Annotated in this window: 15 protein-coding genes; 1 reads left to right on the top strand and 14 read right to left on the bottom strand. The window is 66.3% G+C overall.

The features are described from left to right. Positions 1 to 165: 165 nt before the first annotated feature. The 14 genes from RBA40_RS12390 to RBA40_RS12455 form a co-directional block, all read right to left on the bottom strand. Positions 166 to 867 (bottom strand): histidine phosphatase family protein, encoded by a 702-nt coding sequence (locus RBA40_RS12390; protein WP_306648169.1) that lies wholly within the window; start codon positions 865 to 867, stop codon positions 166 to 168. Between the two features lie 17 nt (positions 868 to 884). Then, positions 885 to 1,436 carry a prepilin-type N-terminal cleavage/methylation domain-containing protein gene (locus tag RBA40_RS12395; protein WP_306648170.1) on the bottom strand — a complete coding sequence of 184 codons (552 nt, stop codon included), beginning with the start codon at positions 1,434 to 1,436 and terminating at the stop codon, positions 885 to 887. 45 nt (positions 1,437 to 1,481) lie between these two features. Continuing rightward, complete coding sequence (locus RBA40_RS12400) at positions 1,482 to 2,174, bottom strand: hypothetical protein (RefSeq protein ID WP_306648171.1); 693 nt, start codon at positions 2,172 to 2,174, stop codon at positions 1,482 to 1,484. Then, positions 2,174 to 2,911 carry an ABC transporter permease gene (locus RBA40_RS12405; RefSeq protein WP_306648172.1) on the bottom strand — a complete coding sequence of 246 codons (738 nt, stop codon included), beginning with the start codon at positions 2,909 to 2,911 and terminating at the stop codon, positions 2,174 to 2,176. Before RBA40_RS12405 ends, RBA40_RS12400 begins: the two co-directional genes overlap by 1 nt. A gap of 3 nt (positions 2,912 to 2,914) precedes the next feature. Then, positions 2,915 to 3,622 (bottom strand): type II secretion system protein, encoded by a 708-nt coding sequence (locus RBA40_RS12410; RefSeq protein WP_306648173.1) that lies wholly within the window; start codon positions 3,620 to 3,622, stop codon positions 2,915 to 2,917. Then, a complete protein-coding gene (locus RBA40_RS12415) occupies positions 3,619 to 4,011 on the bottom strand; it encodes a hypothetical protein (protein WP_306648174.1) in 393 nt (130 codons plus the stop codon). Before RBA40_RS12415 ends, RBA40_RS12410 begins: the two co-directional genes overlap by 4 nt. Then, the gene (locus RBA40_RS12420; protein ID WP_306648175.1) at positions 4,008 to 4,694 is read right to left on the bottom strand and encodes a hypothetical protein; all 687 of its coding nucleotides are present in this window, start codon (positions 4,692 to 4,694) and stop codon (positions 4,008 to 4,010) included. Before RBA40_RS12420 ends, RBA40_RS12415 begins: the two co-directional genes overlap by 4 nt. Further along, a complete protein-coding gene (locus RBA40_RS12425; protein ID WP_306648176.1) occupies positions 4,682 to 6,250 on the bottom strand; it encodes a hypothetical protein in 1,569 nt (522 codons plus the stop codon). Before RBA40_RS12425 ends, RBA40_RS12420 begins: the two co-directional genes overlap by 13 nt. 2 nt (positions 6,251 to 6,252) lie before the next feature. Continuing rightward, on the bottom strand, positions 6,253 to 7,458 hold the full coding sequence (locus RBA40_RS12430; RefSeq protein WP_306648177.1) for a type II secretion system F family protein: 1,206 nt from the start codon (positions 7,456 to 7,458) through the stop codon (positions 6,253 to 6,255). Then, positions 7,458 to 9,161: a GspE/PulE family protein gene (locus tag RBA40_RS12435; RefSeq protein ID WP_306648178.1), complete on the bottom strand. Its 1,704-nt coding sequence runs from the start codon at positions 9,159 to 9,161 to the stop codon at positions 7,458 to 7,460. Before RBA40_RS12435 ends, RBA40_RS12430 begins: the two co-directional genes overlap by 1 nt. A 4-nt stretch (positions 9,162 to 9,165) precedes the next feature. Continuing rightward, positions 9,166 to 10,506, bottom strand: a complete 1,341-nt coding sequence (locus RBA40_RS12440; protein ID WP_306648179.1) for a tetratricopeptide repeat protein — start codon at positions 10,504 to 10,506, stop codon at positions 9,166 to 9,168. Between the two features lie 2 nt (positions 10,507 to 10,508). Beyond that, the gene (locus RBA40_RS12445) at positions 10,509 to 12,350 is read right to left on the bottom strand and encodes a type II secretion system protein GspD (protein WP_306648180.1); all 1,842 of its coding nucleotides are present in this window, start codon (positions 12,348 to 12,350) and stop codon (positions 10,509 to 10,511) included. 67 nt (positions 12,351 to 12,417) lie between these two features. Next, entirely contained in the window at positions 12,418 to 13,344 is a 927-nt protein-coding gene (locus RBA40_RS12450) for an ExeA family protein (protein ID WP_306648181.1), read from the bottom strand. Further along, complete coding sequence (locus tag RBA40_RS12455; RefSeq protein WP_306648182.1) at positions 13,332 to 14,048, bottom strand: ABC transporter ATP-binding protein; 717 nt, start codon at positions 14,046 to 14,048, stop codon at positions 13,332 to 13,334. The genes RBA40_RS12450 and RBA40_RS12455 overlap by 13 nt, the downstream gene beginning before the upstream one ends. A gap of 373 nt (positions 14,049 to 14,421) precedes the next feature. Between RBA40_RS12455 and RBA40_RS12460 the strand changes: the two genes are divergently transcribed. Beyond that, positions 14,422 to 16,125, top strand: coding sequence for a GspE/PulE family protein (locus RBA40_RS12460; protein ID WP_306648183.1), 1,704 nt, complete (start codon positions 14,422 to 14,424; stop codon positions 16,123 to 16,125).

A 16,125-nucleotide genomic window follows, 5' to 3' on the forward strand; every position in this document is an offset into this window, starting at 1 on the left:
CCTTGGCAGCGCTGGAGACTCACCGCTACGACCGATCGATGAAGCGATTTCCTAACAGTCTCGTGCCTAATTTTCCGTAACTCCTACAACCGGGGTCAGAGCTCAATTAAGAAACGTTTCGAGTCAGAGCTCTGACCCCGGTTCAGAAATAATGTTGGGGGACGGTCAGCGCGAGAGGCGGTATTGCTCGTACAGCTGTTCCATCGTGGTGCTGCGGGTGTCGGTTTGCAGCGGTGCGGGCGGGGAGTAGTTGACGAAGCGTACTACCCAGTCGGCCTCGTCGTCGCCAACGTCGAGCGCGTTGATGCAGCCGGCCGTTTGCGACAGCCCACCAAGAAACATGCGCTGCCCCGTCAGCGCCAACGATAAAATCGCGCAGTTCACGCCGCCATGGAGCACCAGCAAGGCCGTGTCCCAGTCGTCCTGGGCCCGCAAGCGCGTGACCGCCGGGTGGATGCGGTCCATCAGCTGCCCCACCGATTCGCCTCCCAGGAAGCGCTTGTCTTCGCCCACCATGCCTTCAAACGCACCGGTAAACGCGTCCTTGAGGTCGGCGTCGGCAATCGTCGACAGGCGCCCGCCGCGGATTTCTTCAAACTCGGGCCAGATCTCGATGTCGATCCCCTGGCCGGTCGCGCCCAGCACGCGGGTCGCCGTTTCCACCGTGCGCGGCAGGCCGGAGACGATCACACGGTCGAACTGGATGCCTTCGGCGGCGAAGGCTTGTCCGGCGGCACGTGCTTGAGCGCAGCCCTGTTCGTTGAGCGGTACGGTTTCGGGAAGAAAGGGTTTGCCTGCGGCATCGAAATAGGTAACGCTGCCATGGCGCATCAGGAAGATGCGCCGGCGCTGGGAAGTAGGAAGCATGGGTTCTTGTGGTCGGTTCAGAAAAACAGGGCGGTGCGGGTGACGATGCCGCCGGTGTTGGTGTACGGGGCGGTCGCGCGCACGGCGCCGGTGGTGGCGACGCCATCGTCGAGCTTGCTGTCGAGCTGCTGGGCGAAGGAGTCGGGGAGGTTGTCGAAGCGCAAGCCATTGCCGCTGCGCCCGCCCACCGCATCGTTGTAGATGTAGACCGCGCCGCCCTGGGCGCTGGTCATGAAATCGGTGGTGCCGTTGTAGGCGCCGGTGATGAAGCCGGACAGCGCCAGGTGTTGCGGCGCCGACAGGTATTCGGTGATCTGGCCGTCGCCGTTGCCGTTGGCCGTGGCGCCGGCCACGTGGGTGGTGGCCAGCACGTCGTCGCCGGGCAGGGCGCGGAATTTGTCCTGGTAGGCGTTCACCGCCGCCGACAGCGAGTTCGACTGCTGGATGATGTTCTTGACCTTGGCGCTGTCGATCAGCCCCTGTCCCTTGAGCACGCCGCCCAGCAGCAGGCCGATGATCACCAGCACGATGGCGATTTCGACGAGGGTGAATCCTTGTTGTCGTTGCATGGGGCTCTCTCTGTTGTGACGGCAGCTGCGTATTATTCTAGCGTATCAAGGATGGGCCCGGCGCTGGCGCGCCGAAATGTTGTGCAGGCGCCGTTCCAACAACGCCAGCTCGCGCGGATCGCTGACCTGGCCGCTGGCCAGCATGGCGCCGATCAGCGTCTTTGCACTCTCGTCCTCGCCCATGTCGTCGAGGATGAACAGCTCCATCTGGCGCGCCCACGCTGGCAGAACCGCGCTTGTCGCACGGGTGCGGATCGCGTGCGCATACTGGCGCGCCAGCGCGGGATCGTGCAGCCGGTGGCGCGCCACCAGCGCCGCATGCGCCAGCCACGGCCAGCGCCGGTCCGGGTCTTCGCCAAAACGCTGGTGGACGAAATCGAGCATGATGCGGGTGCGCGCCGGGTCGGCGCTGGCGCTGTACACCTGGCTCGCCGCCAGCAGCGGCGCCTGGCCGCGCGGGTCGAGGTCGACGATGCGCTCCAGCCAGGTGCGCAAGGCGCTGTAATCGATGGTGCCCAGCGGCGTGGCCGCCTCGTCCTGCCCTTGCACGTACAGGGTCATGGCCCTGGCCAGCGCCACCGGTTCGCCAAGGCTGGCCAGGCGCAGCACGGCCAGCGGCGGCGCTGGGCCCAGTCCGGCCGCAGTCGGGGGCTGCTGCGCGCGCACGGCCCGGTAGCCCACCTGGAGCGCGAGCGCGGCCACCAGCAGCAGCGTCACCGACAGCGGCACGCGCGCCATCACAGGTCCTTGCGGTAAAAATCGAACAGCGCGGCGGCCCCCAGCAAGGTGACATAGATCGCGCCCTGCGCCAGCAGGGGCGCGAGTTGCGCGCCGCCATACACCAGCCATTCGCTGCGCGTGAACTGGTCCAGGTGCGGCAGCACGGCCGCCAGCGCGTCGACGATCATGCGCGGCAGCTGCGCCGCATCCTGCGCCATGGCTTGCAGGCTGCCGATCGCCCGCGCCAGCAGATAGAACGCCAGCGTTGCCGCCAGCGCGGCCATGACCTGCCCGAGCGTGAGCACGCACAGCAGGCAGAACGCGGCGACGATCCACAGTTCGCACCACAGCGAGACCGCCCACGCGGCGCACCAGGCTGGCGGCGCGAGCATCAATGCCATCGCCCCGAACAGCAGCGCCGGCAGCAGCGCCACCAGACCGAATCCGGCCAGCTTGCCCAGCACGTAGGCGGCGCGCGGTATCGCCAGGGCGAGCAGCAGTTCCTGGCCCTTGTCGGCCGCCTCGCGCACCACGCTGGTGGCTACAAAACCTGCCATGAGCAGCACGCAGCACACCCGCAGCAGGGCGGCCAGCAGAGCCGCTTGCAGCGAGCCGCTTTCGGTCAGCGCCAGCTGGCCCACGAAGCCGCCCAGCGCGACCGCGCCGACGGCCAGGCCGCCCAGCACCCAGGCGATGCGGTTGCGCAGCGCTTCGAGCAAGGTGTATGAGGCAATCGTAAGGATGGGTCCCAGCATGGCCTAGCGCGGCAGCGTTCCGGCGGCAACCATGCGGTTGAACAGCACATTCGGCGAGAGCCAGATCACCAGGTCGTCGTACTCGCCGCCCGGCGCGGTTGGGCTCCCGCTCGGCGTGCGCGCAACGAAGGCGATGCCGGCGCTGCCGGCGTTGGTGCGTTCGTCGACGTTGGTGCTGCTCGTATCGAGGCTGCGCACTCCCGTGTCGCCAAAGCCGCCGGCGCCGTTTTTCCCGTGCGAGACGATCACCGCCGGAATGTCGTTGATGCCGGTCGCCGCCACCAGATTGCCGCGCGCATCGCGCGTGCCGATGGTGATGTCGCGCGCGGTCTGCAGCGTGAACATGGTCTGGCTGTTGCTGTACGCCGGAGTGACGCTGTAGTGGAACGCGCGTCCCCAGCTATCGAGCTTGGGCATACCCAGCGTGGCCCACGGCAGCACGCCCTGGCGCTTGCCGTCGCGGCAGGTGGCCCCGTTGCGGTCTTCCAGGCCGTTGACCGGCGAGACGGCGGGGCAGGGCAGGTAGCCGTTGCGCAGCGCGAAACCCATCAGCGCTTCGCGCGCTTCGTCCATGGTTTTCTGGGTGTCGCTGATCTTGCGCTGTTCCATCTGCACCGCCAGCGGGGTCAGTAACCCACCGATCATCAGCCCGACGATCACCAGTACCACCGCCATTTCGACCAGGCTGAATCCCTGCTGCGCGCGCGTCATGGCTTGTCGACGTCGGTGACGGTGCCGGCGTTCATGTCCACGCTTTGCCCGGGTTTGAGTACGACCTTCTGGCCCGAGGGCAGCGTCAGCGTCACGCGCGGCGCTTGCGCCGGCCCGCTGAAGCGGTTGCGCGCGCCTTCCTGCACCTCGTTATTCACCCACACGGTGGACTTGCCGCTGCTGCGCCGCACGAAGCCGTTCACGGTCAGCGGCTGCGGCACGGGCACCGCTTCCACCACCGGCACTGGCGGTGCGGCGACCAGGCCGCGCTGGACGTCGAGCTGGTGGCGTTCGCCCGGTGTCGTAAACAGGCGCCCCATCGGCGCCGTCTGGGCCTGGGCGGTGAGGGCGGCGAAGAGCAGCACGCATGCGGTAGCGGCGGATTTCATGGCCATCCCTTCGCGGGCGCGGACGCATTCTGCTGCGGCGTGGCGCCGAGCGTCAGCCAGACCAGGGTGCAGTTGGCGGTCAGGCGCGCCACCCCAATCGCTTCGGCCGGTACGTCGGTGCGTTTCAGCTTGCAGTCCTGGACCGTGAAGCGCCCGGCGCCGCGCAGGTCGTCGATGAAGTGGAACAGGTCCAGTTCGTGCACCAGCCCGAGTTCGACGCGCATGCGGCTGCCGCGCAGCTGGTAGTCGCCCAGGGCCATCGGGGCACTGAAGGCAAGCGCCTGCTGCGGTTCGATGTCGTAGCTGGCCGAGACCAGCTTGCGCGTGCCCTGGATCGATTTGATCGTCTCGATCCAGGCCAGCCGGTTTTCGTCGCCAATCAGGCCGCCCGCCTGCAGTTCCATGAAGCGTGGCTGGTAGATGGCGATGTCCTGTTTTTCGGATTCCACATTCTGGAAACGGCTGGCCGCCGCGCCACGCACCTGGGCCGCCTGCGCCAGCGATGCCGCCTTTTGCGCGCCGTACCAGGTGGCCGCGCCCACCAGCAGCACGGCGGCGCCCAGCACGCCGGCGCACAGCTTGGCGCTCGCCGCGATCATGCCGAGTTCGTCGCGCCAGGTGGGTACGCTGGCGTCGGCCGGCTTGGCGCGCAGGACGTTCGGCTTGGCCATCATGGTTTCCATGTCACGTTGATGACGAAGCGGGGCTTGACGCCGCTGTCGCCAGCGTCGGTCTTGCCGCTTAACTTGACGCTCTGGCGCACATCGAGCGGTGCTTCGACGATGTGCACCGCCACGCCGGGATTGCCGGCCATGTCGAGCGCGAACTGGTTCACGCTGTCGACAATGGCGCGGTAGTCCGATGGGCCGACCTCGATTTCGCCATCGATGCGCAGCACCTGCACCGGCGCCGACGGCAGGCCGACCACGCTGGCCGCGATCGGGTCGGTGGTGTCGCTGGTCGCTGGCGCGACCAGGCTGGCGCCGGCGCCAGTCTGGGCCAGCGCCGGCTGCTGCACCTGCCAGTCGAGCGCCAGCAGGCGGATCGCGGGTGCGCGTTCCAGCGAGCGGCTCACCAGCGCCACCAGCGGCGCCGGGGCGGGGGCGGTGGCGCCGAGCAGGCGGTCGAGCTGCACCGCGGCCTTCATGTTGGCGCTGCGCGCAGCCGTGGGCGGCAAGCTCGCCATGATGGCGCGGTAGCGCGCATCGTGCTGCGCCGCCTCGGCCAGCAGGCGCGTGGCTTCCTGGCCATCGAGCACGCTGCCCCACACGCTGGCGAGCAGCCAGACGGCGCCGACGGCGGCGATCGCGGCACTTGTGCAGTTGAGCGCCAGGCGCGCGCGCCAGATCTGGTAAAAGCGGCCGGCCGCGCCAGGCGGGTACTGGCTGGGCGGGGAGTCGCGGCCCAGCAGGCCAAGCAAAAGCTGTTCGGCCGTGTCCACGTCGCCGGCCAGTTTGAGGCGCGCGCAGGCGCTGTCGATGTCGATGAAGTGGTAGGCGAGTTCCTGATCGTCTTCGCAGCGCTGTTCCAGCGCCGCCACGCGCGCCGAGGGCGCGAGCACCACCACGTGCAGCATGTCGCCCCGTCCCAGCAGGCGGGTGCTGGTCAGGAACTGCTGCATCTTGGCCGTCTCTAACGCAGTGGCGTCGATGACATCGTCGTGCGCGGCCAGCACCGTCAGGCGGCTGAACTTCAGGTACGGGCCCTGGAAATAGCTCTGGCGCAGGCCGCCGCCCTGTTCGGCGATCAGCAGCAGATGGTTCTGGGCGATGCCCATGCACCGCACCAGCCGCGCCGACAGGTGGGCGGCCGAGTACAGGCCGGCCAGCGGGATTTTGTTCTGCTCCATCACGGCTACCCATGGCTGCACCATGGCGGCGTTGGTCAGGGCCGAGAACACGGTGTGGTCGTCGCGCCGGCCTTCGCTGTCGCGGTCCTGGATGTCGGCGTGGCGGAACGGCGTGTCGCGAAAGGCGTGCGAGAGGCGCCGTTCGACCAGGGTGCGCCCGGCGCGGCCGCCCACGTGCGGCAGCAGGCAGCGCTGGAAGTCTTCTTCGACCAGGTCGGCCACGAGGCAGGCGCGTGTGCCTTGCGCGCCATCGAGGTAGCGCGCGAAGGCGTCCATGCCGTCACGGTCGGCCAAAAAGCAGGGCCCGGGCGCAAGCGCCCCGGCGCGCCAGTCGAAGGCGCACAGCCGGTCGTTCGTCACATAGAATAATTGTTTGGGCAGCACTGCCATCCTTACGTTTTCAACTGGCTCATGGTGTCGTAGATCGGTCCCAGCACGGACAGCATGATCCATCCCAGCAGCAGGCCGAGCGTGACCGTCATGGCCGGTTCGATGAGCGATTGCACGCGCTCGATCATTTCCTTCACTTCGCGATTATAGAAGTAGCTGACGTTGCGCAGGGCGTTGTCGAGCGAGCCGGTGGCCTCGCCCACGCGCAGCATGCGCAGCACCAGCGGCGGGAAGATGCCGCTGTTCTGGAACGCCAGCGTGACGCTCTGGCCGTCCGAGATCAATTGCGCGGCGCGCTGCAGGCCGGCCGCCACCACGCGGTTGGCGACGATGCCTTCGGACAGGCGGATGCATTCGAGGATGGTGATGCCGGAGCCGTACATCAGACCGAAAAAGGTGGCGAAGCGCGCCAGGATGATCTTGTGCAGCACGGGCCCGATCAGGGGCAGGCGCAGTTTCAGGCCGTCGGCCAGCATGCGCGCGCTGTCGCTGCGGCGCAGCCATGCGCGTGCGCCGAACCAGGCCAGCAGCGGCAAGGCGAGCAAGATATACCAGTAGTGGATGAAGACATTCGAGACGGCGATCAGCGCCCTGGTATGAAACGGCAGCTCGCCGCCCATGTTCTTGATGAACGAGGTCAGTTGCGGCACCAGCACGATCATCAGGAAGAAGGTCACGCCCAGCACCACGACCGCGACCACGATCGGGTAGGTGATGATTTTCTTGGTCTGGGCGGCCAGTTCGTCCTGCCATTTCAGGCTCTCGGACAGGTTGCGGAATACCTCGGCCAGTTTGCCGCTCGATTCGCCGGCGGTAATGAGGCTGGTGAAGGTGTTGTCGAACACTTCGTCATGGTGGCGCAGCGCTTCGGACAGGGTCAGGCCGCCTTCGATCGACTCGATCAGGTCGGTGACGATTTCGCGAAAGCGCGGGTGGTCGGTGGAGTCGCGCAGGTCGCCCAGGCCTTCCAGGATCGGCACGCCGGCGGCGGTGAGCTGCTCCATGTGGAAGCAGAAGTTAATCAGGTCCGCGCGCCGCACCACGCGCTTGCCGAAGGCGACCGCTTTTTGTCCGGCCACGCGGAAGTCGATCAGGTCGAGCTCCATGCGGCGCAGGCGCAGTTCCAGGTCGGCGCTGTTGGTCGCGTCCATCGCGCCGGGCACCATCTGGCCGGCCAGGTCCATCGCGCGGTAGGCGTACAGCGGCATCAGGCCAGCCTGTCGGTCAGGTCGACCACGCGCGCCACTTCGTCGAGCGAGGTGGCGCCCTCCAGCACGCGGCGCATGCCGTCGTCGACCAGCGAGCGAAAACCGGCGGCGCGCGCGGTGTCTTTCAGCTCGCGCAGCGAGGCGCGGCGGGCGATGGCTTCGTCGATGTCGGCGTTCATCTTGAGCAGTTCCATGATCGCCATGCGGCCCTTGTAGCCCTGGTGGCCGCAGGCTTCGCAGCCGGCCGCCTGGCAGATGGTGGCGGCCGGGTCCTCGGCCGAGAGGCCAAGCAAACGGCGCTCCATCGCGTCGGCAAGCGATTCGGTCTTGCACACCTGGCACAGGCGCCGCACCAGGCGCTGGGCGATGATGCCGATGATGTTCCCGGCCATGATGTCGGGCAGGATGCCGATGTCGAGCAGGCGCGACACCGAGCCGATGGCCGAATTGGTGTGCAGGGTCGTGTAGACCTGGTGGCCGGTCATGGCGGCCGAAAACGCCATTTCGGCGGTTTCCTTGTCGCGCACTTCGCCCACCAGAATGATGTCCGGGTCCTGGCGCATCATCGAGCGGATGCCGTCGGCAAAACCCATCTTGGCCGACTCGTTGATCGAGGTCTGGCGGATCATGTTCATCGGGTACTCGACCGGGTCTTCCAAGGTCATGATGTTCACGCTCTCGGTGTTGATGTGGTTCAGGATCGAGTACAGGGTGGTGGTCTTGCCGCTGCCGGTCGGGCCGGTGACGAGAATGACGCCGTGCGGACGGGCGATCATCAGTTTGAGCAGGTGCAGTTCGTCCTCGCCCAGTCCCAGGCCGTCCAGCGGCACCAGTCCCTTCTGGCGATCGAGCACGCGCAGGACAAAATTTTCGCCGTGCGTGGTCGGTTGGGCCGAGGCCCGGAAGTCGATCTGGCGCCCCGAGAACTTGATCGAAATGCGTCCGTCCTGCGGCGCGCGCGATTCGGCGATGTTCATATTGCTCATCACCTTCAGGCGCACCGCCATCGCCGGCCAGTACGATTTGTGCAGGCTGCGGATCTGGCGCAGGATGCCGTCGATGCGGTAGCGGATGCGCAGAAAACTCTGTTCCGGCTCGAAGTGGATGTCCGACGCGCCGTTTTGCACCGCGTCGGCCAGCAGCGCGTCCATCAGGCGCACCATCGGCTGGCTGTATTCGTCGGTGGTGGCGGCCATGGCGGAGTAATTGACTTCGCCGGTTTCAATCTCGAGCAAAATGCCGTCGATCGAGAGCTCGAAACCGTAGTACTGGTCGATGGCGCGCGCGATGTCCGATTCGTTCACCAGCACCGGCGCGATCGTGATGCCCTTGACCAGCATGGCGCTGATCTGGTCCAGCGCGACGATGTTGCTGGTGTCGGCCATGGCCAGGATCAGGTTGTCGGTGTCGCGCTCGTAGACGATCGGGAATACGCGGTAGCGCTTGGCCACATCCTTCGGGATGAGTTTCAACGCGATGGCGTCGACCACCAGGCTGGTCAGGTCGGCGCTTTGCTGGTTCAGGTTTTCGGACAGCGCTTCGCGCACCGTCGCTTCGGTGACGAAGCCGAGCGTGATCAAGAGTTTGCCGAGCGGCTCGCTGCTGCGCTTTTGTTCGATCAGCGCGATGCGCAGCTGGTCTTCGCTGATGACCCCTTTCTGGATCAGCAGTTTGCCGAGAGGGAATTTTGCATGTTCCGACATGCGCTTATTGCCCGCCCAGTTCGCGTGCGCGGGTGGCGGCCGCGTTGCGGTCGAAATTGACGGCGCCGCGCTGCGCCAGTTCCACCGCGCGCTGGTAATAGGTCAGCGCCAGTTTGCCCTGGTTCAGGCGGTCCAGGCCAATGGCCAGGTTGAAGGCATAGTCGGCATTGTTGGGACTGGCGGAATAGGCGCGGAAATAATGCTGCTGGGCTTCGGGCCAGCGCCCCTGGCGCGCGTACAGATTGCCCAGGGCGAACAGCAGCGGGCCCGATTCCGGATTGCGCTCGACCACGCGGCGCAGGCGAGCTTCGGACTGGGCCGGGTCGCCCTGGCGCACGCTGGTCAGGCCGGCCAGCGCGTCGTTGTCGTGGGGATCGAGCTCGAGCAGGCGCGCGTAGATGCTTGCAGCCTGCTCGGCCTGGTTGTCGCGCGCGGCGAGGGCGGCCATGCCGAGCAGGGCGTCGCGGTTGTTCGCGTCTTGCCGCAGCACGGTCTGGTAGCTTTGGCGCGCGGCTGGCAGGTCGCCATTGTTGTAGGCCGTAAAACCGTTCTGGAGCGAGGGATTGATCTGCTCCGGCTTGCTGACGCGTGCCACGCGGATGCCGCTGCTGTCGGCCGGCGCTGCCGGCGCGCGCGCGGTGGACGGGCGCGGCGCAGCTTGAGCAGGAGGCTGTTGCTGCTGCTGCAACTGCTGCAGGCGCATCGCTTCGTCCGGCGGAATCTGGTCGCGCGACGAGGGCGCCGGCGCTTGCGCAACGTAGGGCTGGACCGGCTGCGCCGCTTGAATGGGGACGTCCGCACCGGGCTGGGCGGCGATGACGGCTACGCCGGGCGCGGCGGCGCCGGGGTCTAGCGCGGCGCTCTGGTTCTGGCCCGGCATCGGCACCATCGGCAGGTGGCGGCTGGAACCGGGACCGTACACGGCGTTCCAGTAAATATAGGCGAACACGGCGGCGATCAGCAGGGCGATGCTGCCGAGGACCGCAATGCGGATGGTGCGCGCGTCCATGCGCGCCATGGCGCGCTTTTGGGCCTTGACCCGTGGCGGCGGTGGCGGGGCGTTGCGCGCACGCCGTGGCGGTGGCGCCGGCGGTTCTGCCTGCGGGTCCGGAACGGCCATGCGCGGCGCCTCGGGCGCGAAATCGATGGACGGTTCGGCGCGCGCGGCGGCCGGCGCGGCGTCGAGCGGCGAGAGAGTCAGCGGTTCGGCCGATGCGGCCTGCTCATGCGGCGCCAGCGCCAGTACCTCGTCGTAGGCTTCGGACGGCTTGGCCAGTTCCTCGTCGGGCGCATGGTTTTGCTTGGCGCGCTCGGCTTTCTTGAGGGCCTGCATCAGGAGGCTCATGGTCAGTTCACCTTTGCGCGCACGGGTTCGGAGTACGGCTCGGACACGGCGCCGCTGGTGTCGGGCAGCAGGTAGCGGTAATCCTTGTAGTCGCCGTTGATGCTGGCATTCTTCACCACCACCGGCCGGATGAAGATCACCAGCTCCGTCTTGCTGACTTTCTCATTGCGGTACGAGAAGAAATTGCCGATCACCGGCAGCACGCCCGCGCCCGGCACCGCGTCCTTGGCGTTGTCGACCGAGTCCTGCATCAGCCCGCCCAGCACGGAAATGTCGCCGCTGTAGACCTTGAGGATGGATTCGACTTCGCGCGCCTGGATCACCGGCACCTGGCTGGTCACGTTTTCGGCGGCCAGCGCCGGGTTGGGGTCGGTCACGTAGCCGACGATGCGGGTGATCGTCGGGCGCACGTTGAGGGTGACTTCGTCCGAGTCGGCAATCTGGGGCGTGACGCTCATCACGAAGCCGACCGGCACGGTTTCGAGCTTCGATTCGTAGGTGGCGGGCGTGGTGACGTTGCCGTTCACGCCGATCACGGCGGGCGTGACCTTGATGGTGAAGAAGACGTTGTTGTCGACCACTTTCAGCATCGCGGTCTGGTTGTTCAGCACGCTGATCTTCGGGCTGGACAGCACTTTGACCTTGCCGAACGATTCGAGCAGCTGGATCGCGGTGGTGATGTTGCCCAGCGCCGAGGTGGGGTTGATGTAATTGATCGAAAACAGGCCCGGCGTGGTGCCGATGGCCACGTTCGAGCCGGGCAGCGTGCCGCCGACCGGTTTCTGGGTCAGGGTCAGCCCGCCGTGCAGGCGGCTCCAGTTGATGCCCTGCTGGTACTGGTCGGACAGGCGCACTTCGATGATGGTCGCTTCGATCAGCACCTGGCGCTTGGCGCTGCCGAGCACGATGTCGAGAAATTGCTGGATCTTTTCGTGCTGGCGCCCGGTTGCGCGCACCGCCAGCAGGCCGCCTTCGGCGTTGACGATCACCGACGGCGCGTTGCGCTGGCGCTCGCTGGACGAGGCGTTGAAGGCGGCCAGCACGTTGTCGGGCACGGCTTGCGGCGTGGGCTGGGCCGGCTGGCCCGGCTGCGGCGGGGCGGCGCCGGGCGCGGGCGGGGGCGCGGCCGACGAGATCGTGCTTGGCGCGTCGCCCAGCGTCGTTTCGCGCAGCATGTCGCGGATATTCTTTTCCAGGCTGCCCCAGAAATTGTTTTCCGAGCGGTTGGTGACCGAGGTGGTCGAATTATTATTGCCCGATCCGCCCGACGCGGCCGCGCCACCGCTGGTGCTGCCGTTGGCGTTGGTCAGCGTGGGGCTGCTGGAGCCGCCGCCGGTGGTCGAAATCTGGGTGGCGATGTTGACGCTGCTGTTGGTGCTGCGCGCCATGTTGACGTAATCGACCTTGTAATTACGCCACACCGGCGTATCCGGCAGCACCGTCAGGGTGGCGCCGTCGATTTCGTAGCGCATGTCCACCTGGCGCGAAATGCGGGTCAGCAACTGCGGCAGGGTCTGGTCGAGCGCGTTGAGGGTCACCGTGCCTTCGATGCCCGGGTGAATGTCGACATTCAGGCGGGCGTCGCGCGCCAGCGCAAACAGCAGCGACTGCACCGGCACCTTGTGCACCGTGACGCTGTAGGTTTCAGCCTTGGGCGTGGCTTTGGGGGGCGGCAGCGGCGCGCTGTGCATGACTGGGTCGGGAATCCGTCCGGCCGCCGGGGGCGCCTGCGTCACGTGCGACGGCGAACCGGGCAGGGTGGGCGTGGCACACGCGCTCAACAAGGCGCAACAGATGGCGGTGCCGGCGGTACTCCAGGGGAAAACGGATGTAGTGAGGGTCATTGGTGCGCTCGTGAGTGCCATGACACAATAATGGCGGAAAAGTAAGCGTGGGGCAATTGCTGCACGTCTAATGGAAGAAGATGCTGCGCGAAACGAGCCACCCCAGCAACGCCAGCATGGCCGCGCCGAGGCCGGCCAGGGCCAGTGTCCTGCCCGTGAGGCGGCCGCTGCCGGCAAAGGCGCAGTCGGCGATGGCCGCTTTGGCGTGGCGCGCTTCGACCAGGTCGGATTCGTCGATGTAGGCGGCCATCAGGGCTTTGTCCGCCAGGATATTGATACGGCGCACGATGCCTTGCGACACGCGCGCGATCTGTCTGGTTGCGGCGGCGCTGAACACGGCCGGGCCGTTGTAGCCGGCCGCATGCAGGCGGAATGCCAGGAAGTCGGGAATCACGTCGGGCGGCATGGCCGGCACCACGAAGTTGTGGGTGATGCGTTCCTTGAACTGGCGCATGCTGGCCAGGTTCAGGTGCTCGTCGAGCTCGGGCTGGCCGAACAGCACGATCTGCAGCAGCTTGTGGCGCGCCGTTTCCAGGTTGGAGAACAGGCGCACCTCTTCCAGCGTCTCGAGCGGCATGGCCTGGGCTTCCTCGACCAGCAGCACGACCTGCTTGCCGGCGCTGTGGCGGGCGATCAGGTCGGCCTGCAGCATGCGCGTGACTTCGTCGATGCGCTTGCCGGTCACGTCCAGTTCGAGTTCGCCGGCGATGGCGTAGGCGACCTCGGTGTTTTTCAGGGTGGGATTGGCCAGGTAGATGACGTCGATGTGCGGCGGCAGCTGGTTTTCGAGCATGCGGCACAGCATGGTCTTGCCGCTGCCGACTTCGCCCGTGACCTTGATGATGCCTTCGCCGTGTTCGACCGCGTAGAGCAGGGCGTCGAGGATCTCGCCGCGCGTATTGCCGGCGTAGAAGAAAGCGGGGTTGGGCGTGATGCCGAAGGGCGACTGGTGCAGGCCGAAGTGCTGGTGGTACATGGCGTTTAGTGCACGCATGCGAGGAAGGCCTGTTCCAGCGTTGCCGCGCCGTAGGCATCGCGGCAGGCAGCGGGCGTGCCGATGAAGCGCAGCTGGCCGCCGTGCAGGATGGCCATGCGGTCGCACAGTTCTTCGATGTCGGCCAGTGCGTGCGAGCTGAAAAACACGGTGGCGCCCTGGCTGCGCGCGTGCGACAGGCGCTCTTTCAGGCGGGCGCGCGCTTTCGGGTCGAGGCCGCTCATGGGCTCGTCCAGCACGTAGGCTTGCTTGTCGGCGAGGAAGCAGGCGGCCAGGCCGAGTTTCTGGGTCATGCCCTTGGAGTGCTTGCGTACCGGCATCGAGAGCGCCGCGTGGTCGAGGTCGAGCGCGTCGAGCATGGCGTGGGCGGCGTGGACGTCGTAGGCGTTGCCGTGCAGTTTGGCCATGTATTTCAGGAATTCGGCGCCGGTCAGGTAGTAGGGCGGCATGAAGCGTTCGGGCAGGAAGGCGAGCGGGCGGCGCGCTTGCGCCAGGCGGTGGCCTTGGCCGAAGATCTCGATGCTGCCGGACTCGAACGAGACGAAGTCGAACAGGCATTTGAGGAGGCTGGTCTTGCCGGCGCCGTTCACCCCCACCAGTCCCACGCATTCGCCGGCCGCGATGTCGAGGTCGATGCCTTCCAGCACCGGGGTGCCGGCGTAGCGTTTGACTAACTGGCGAAAGCGCAGCGCGGGTGTGCTCATGTTGGCAATGTTGGCAGAGGTGGCAAGGTGGACAGGGAGCGACGCTCCGACTGTAGCGCATTCAGTGTCGCTTGCACAATGGTTGCACGTTAGTACGACACAAAATCATTGTGAATGTAAAAAACGAGTGTTTCTGGAATAGAATAGTTCGACGGCTTTCTGCGTGAGCCGTCGCTCCCGCGCCAAGGCGGCACTCGGCAGGGGGCCAAGTTTGGCTGCTCAGTCGGGAAACGAACTTGGATTCCTGCGGGGGCGCCGAGCCCTGCGCGGGAATGACGGTTTTACGGTTAACGATGATCGGCTTGGTTGCGTCCACGCCAGCGCTCGCAGCCACGGTCTTATTCACTCGACAAGCAAACCAACAAGGGTCTTCATGGCACGCCCAGAAAAAGTCCGCCTCGGCGAAATCCTCGTCCAGCAAAACCTGTTATCCGAAGAACAGCTGGGTGCGGCGTTGCAGGATCAGAAACGCACCGGCCGCAAACTGGGCCGGGTCTTCATCGAAAACGGTTTCGTGACCGAGGAACAGATTTCGGGCGCGCTCGCCAAGCAGCTCGACATTCCGTACATTAACCTCAAGTTTTACAACACCAACCCGGACATCGTGCGCCAGTTGCCGGAAACCCAGGCCCGGCGTTTCCGCGCCATCGCGCTGGAAGACCGGCGCGGCGCGCTGCTGATCGGCATGTCCGACCCGACCGACCTGTTCGCCTACGACGAGATCGCGCGCCTGGTCAAACGTAATATCGAGCTGGCCGTGGTCAATGAAACCGAGGTGCTGGCCGCAATCGACCGCATCTACCGCCGCACCGACGAGATCACCGACTTCGCGCGCGAGCTGGAACAGGATCTGGGCGACACTTTCGTCGACTTCGGCACCCTGGCCGCCAATCCGAACCTGGAAGAGGCGCCCATCGTCAAGCTGCTGCAATCGGTGTTCGACGACGCCACCCAGGTGCGCGCCTCGGACATCCACATCGAGCCGCAGGAAACGCGGCTGCAGATCCGTTTCCGCATCGATGGCGTGCTGCACTTGCAGACCGAGGCCGATATCAAGATCGCCACGCCGCTGGCGCTGCGCCTGAAACTCATGTCCGACCTCGACATCTCCGAAAAGCGCTTGCCGCAGGATGGCCGCTTCGCCGTCAAGGTCAAGCAGCAGCGCATCGACGTGCGCATTTCGACCATGCCGACCCAGTACGGCGAATCGGTCGTCATGCGGCTGCTGAACCAGGGCGGCACCACCCTGCGGCTGGACGCGATCGGCATGCCGGCGCGCCTGGTGGAAAAATTTCGCGCCATCGTGCAGCGCCCCAACGGCCTGGTGCTGGTCACCGGCCCCACGGGGAGCGGCAAGACCACCACCCTGTACAGCGCGCTGGCGGAACTCAATTCCGTCGAGAAAAAGCTGATCACGGTGGAAGACCCGGTCGAATACCGTCTGGCCGGCATCAACCAGGTCCAGGTCAACGAGAAAATCGACCTGTCGTTCGCGCGCGTGCTGCGCTCGGCACTGCGCCAGGATCCCGACATTGTGCTCGTCGGCGAGATGCGCGACCAGGAGACCGCCCAGATCGGCCTGCGCGCCGCCATGACGGGTCACCTGGTGCTCTCCACCTTGCACACCAACGATGCCGCCAGCACCCCGCTGCGCCTGATGGACATGGGTGTGCCGCGCTACATGGTCGGCAGTTCGCTGCAGGCGGTGCTGGCGCAGCGCCTGGTACGGGTGATTTGCGAAAGTTGCACCACCACTTACCAGCTCACGCCAACCGAACGCGAGTGGCTGCGCGCGGAATTGCACGAGCATGCCGAGACCACCCAGTTTTTTCACGGCAAAGGATGTTCGCATTGCAACGGCATGGGTTACCGCGGCCGGACCGGCGTGTACGAGCTGCTGGAAATGACGCGCGCCGTGGTGGACGCGGCCAACCACCCCGATCCGGCCCACTTCCTGAAAGCGGCGCACGCCGAGATGCAGGGCGAAACCTTGCGCCGCCACGCCGTGCAGCTGGCCGTGCAGGGCCGCACCACGGTGTCCGAAGCGATGCGCATCAGTAACCAGATCGAGGAATAA

This window comes from Massilia pseudoviolaceinigra, from assembly GCF_030846505.1.
GTDB classification, from domain to species: Bacteria; Pseudomonadota; Gammaproteobacteria; order Burkholderiales; family Burkholderiaceae_D; genus Telluria_A; species Telluria_A violaceinigra.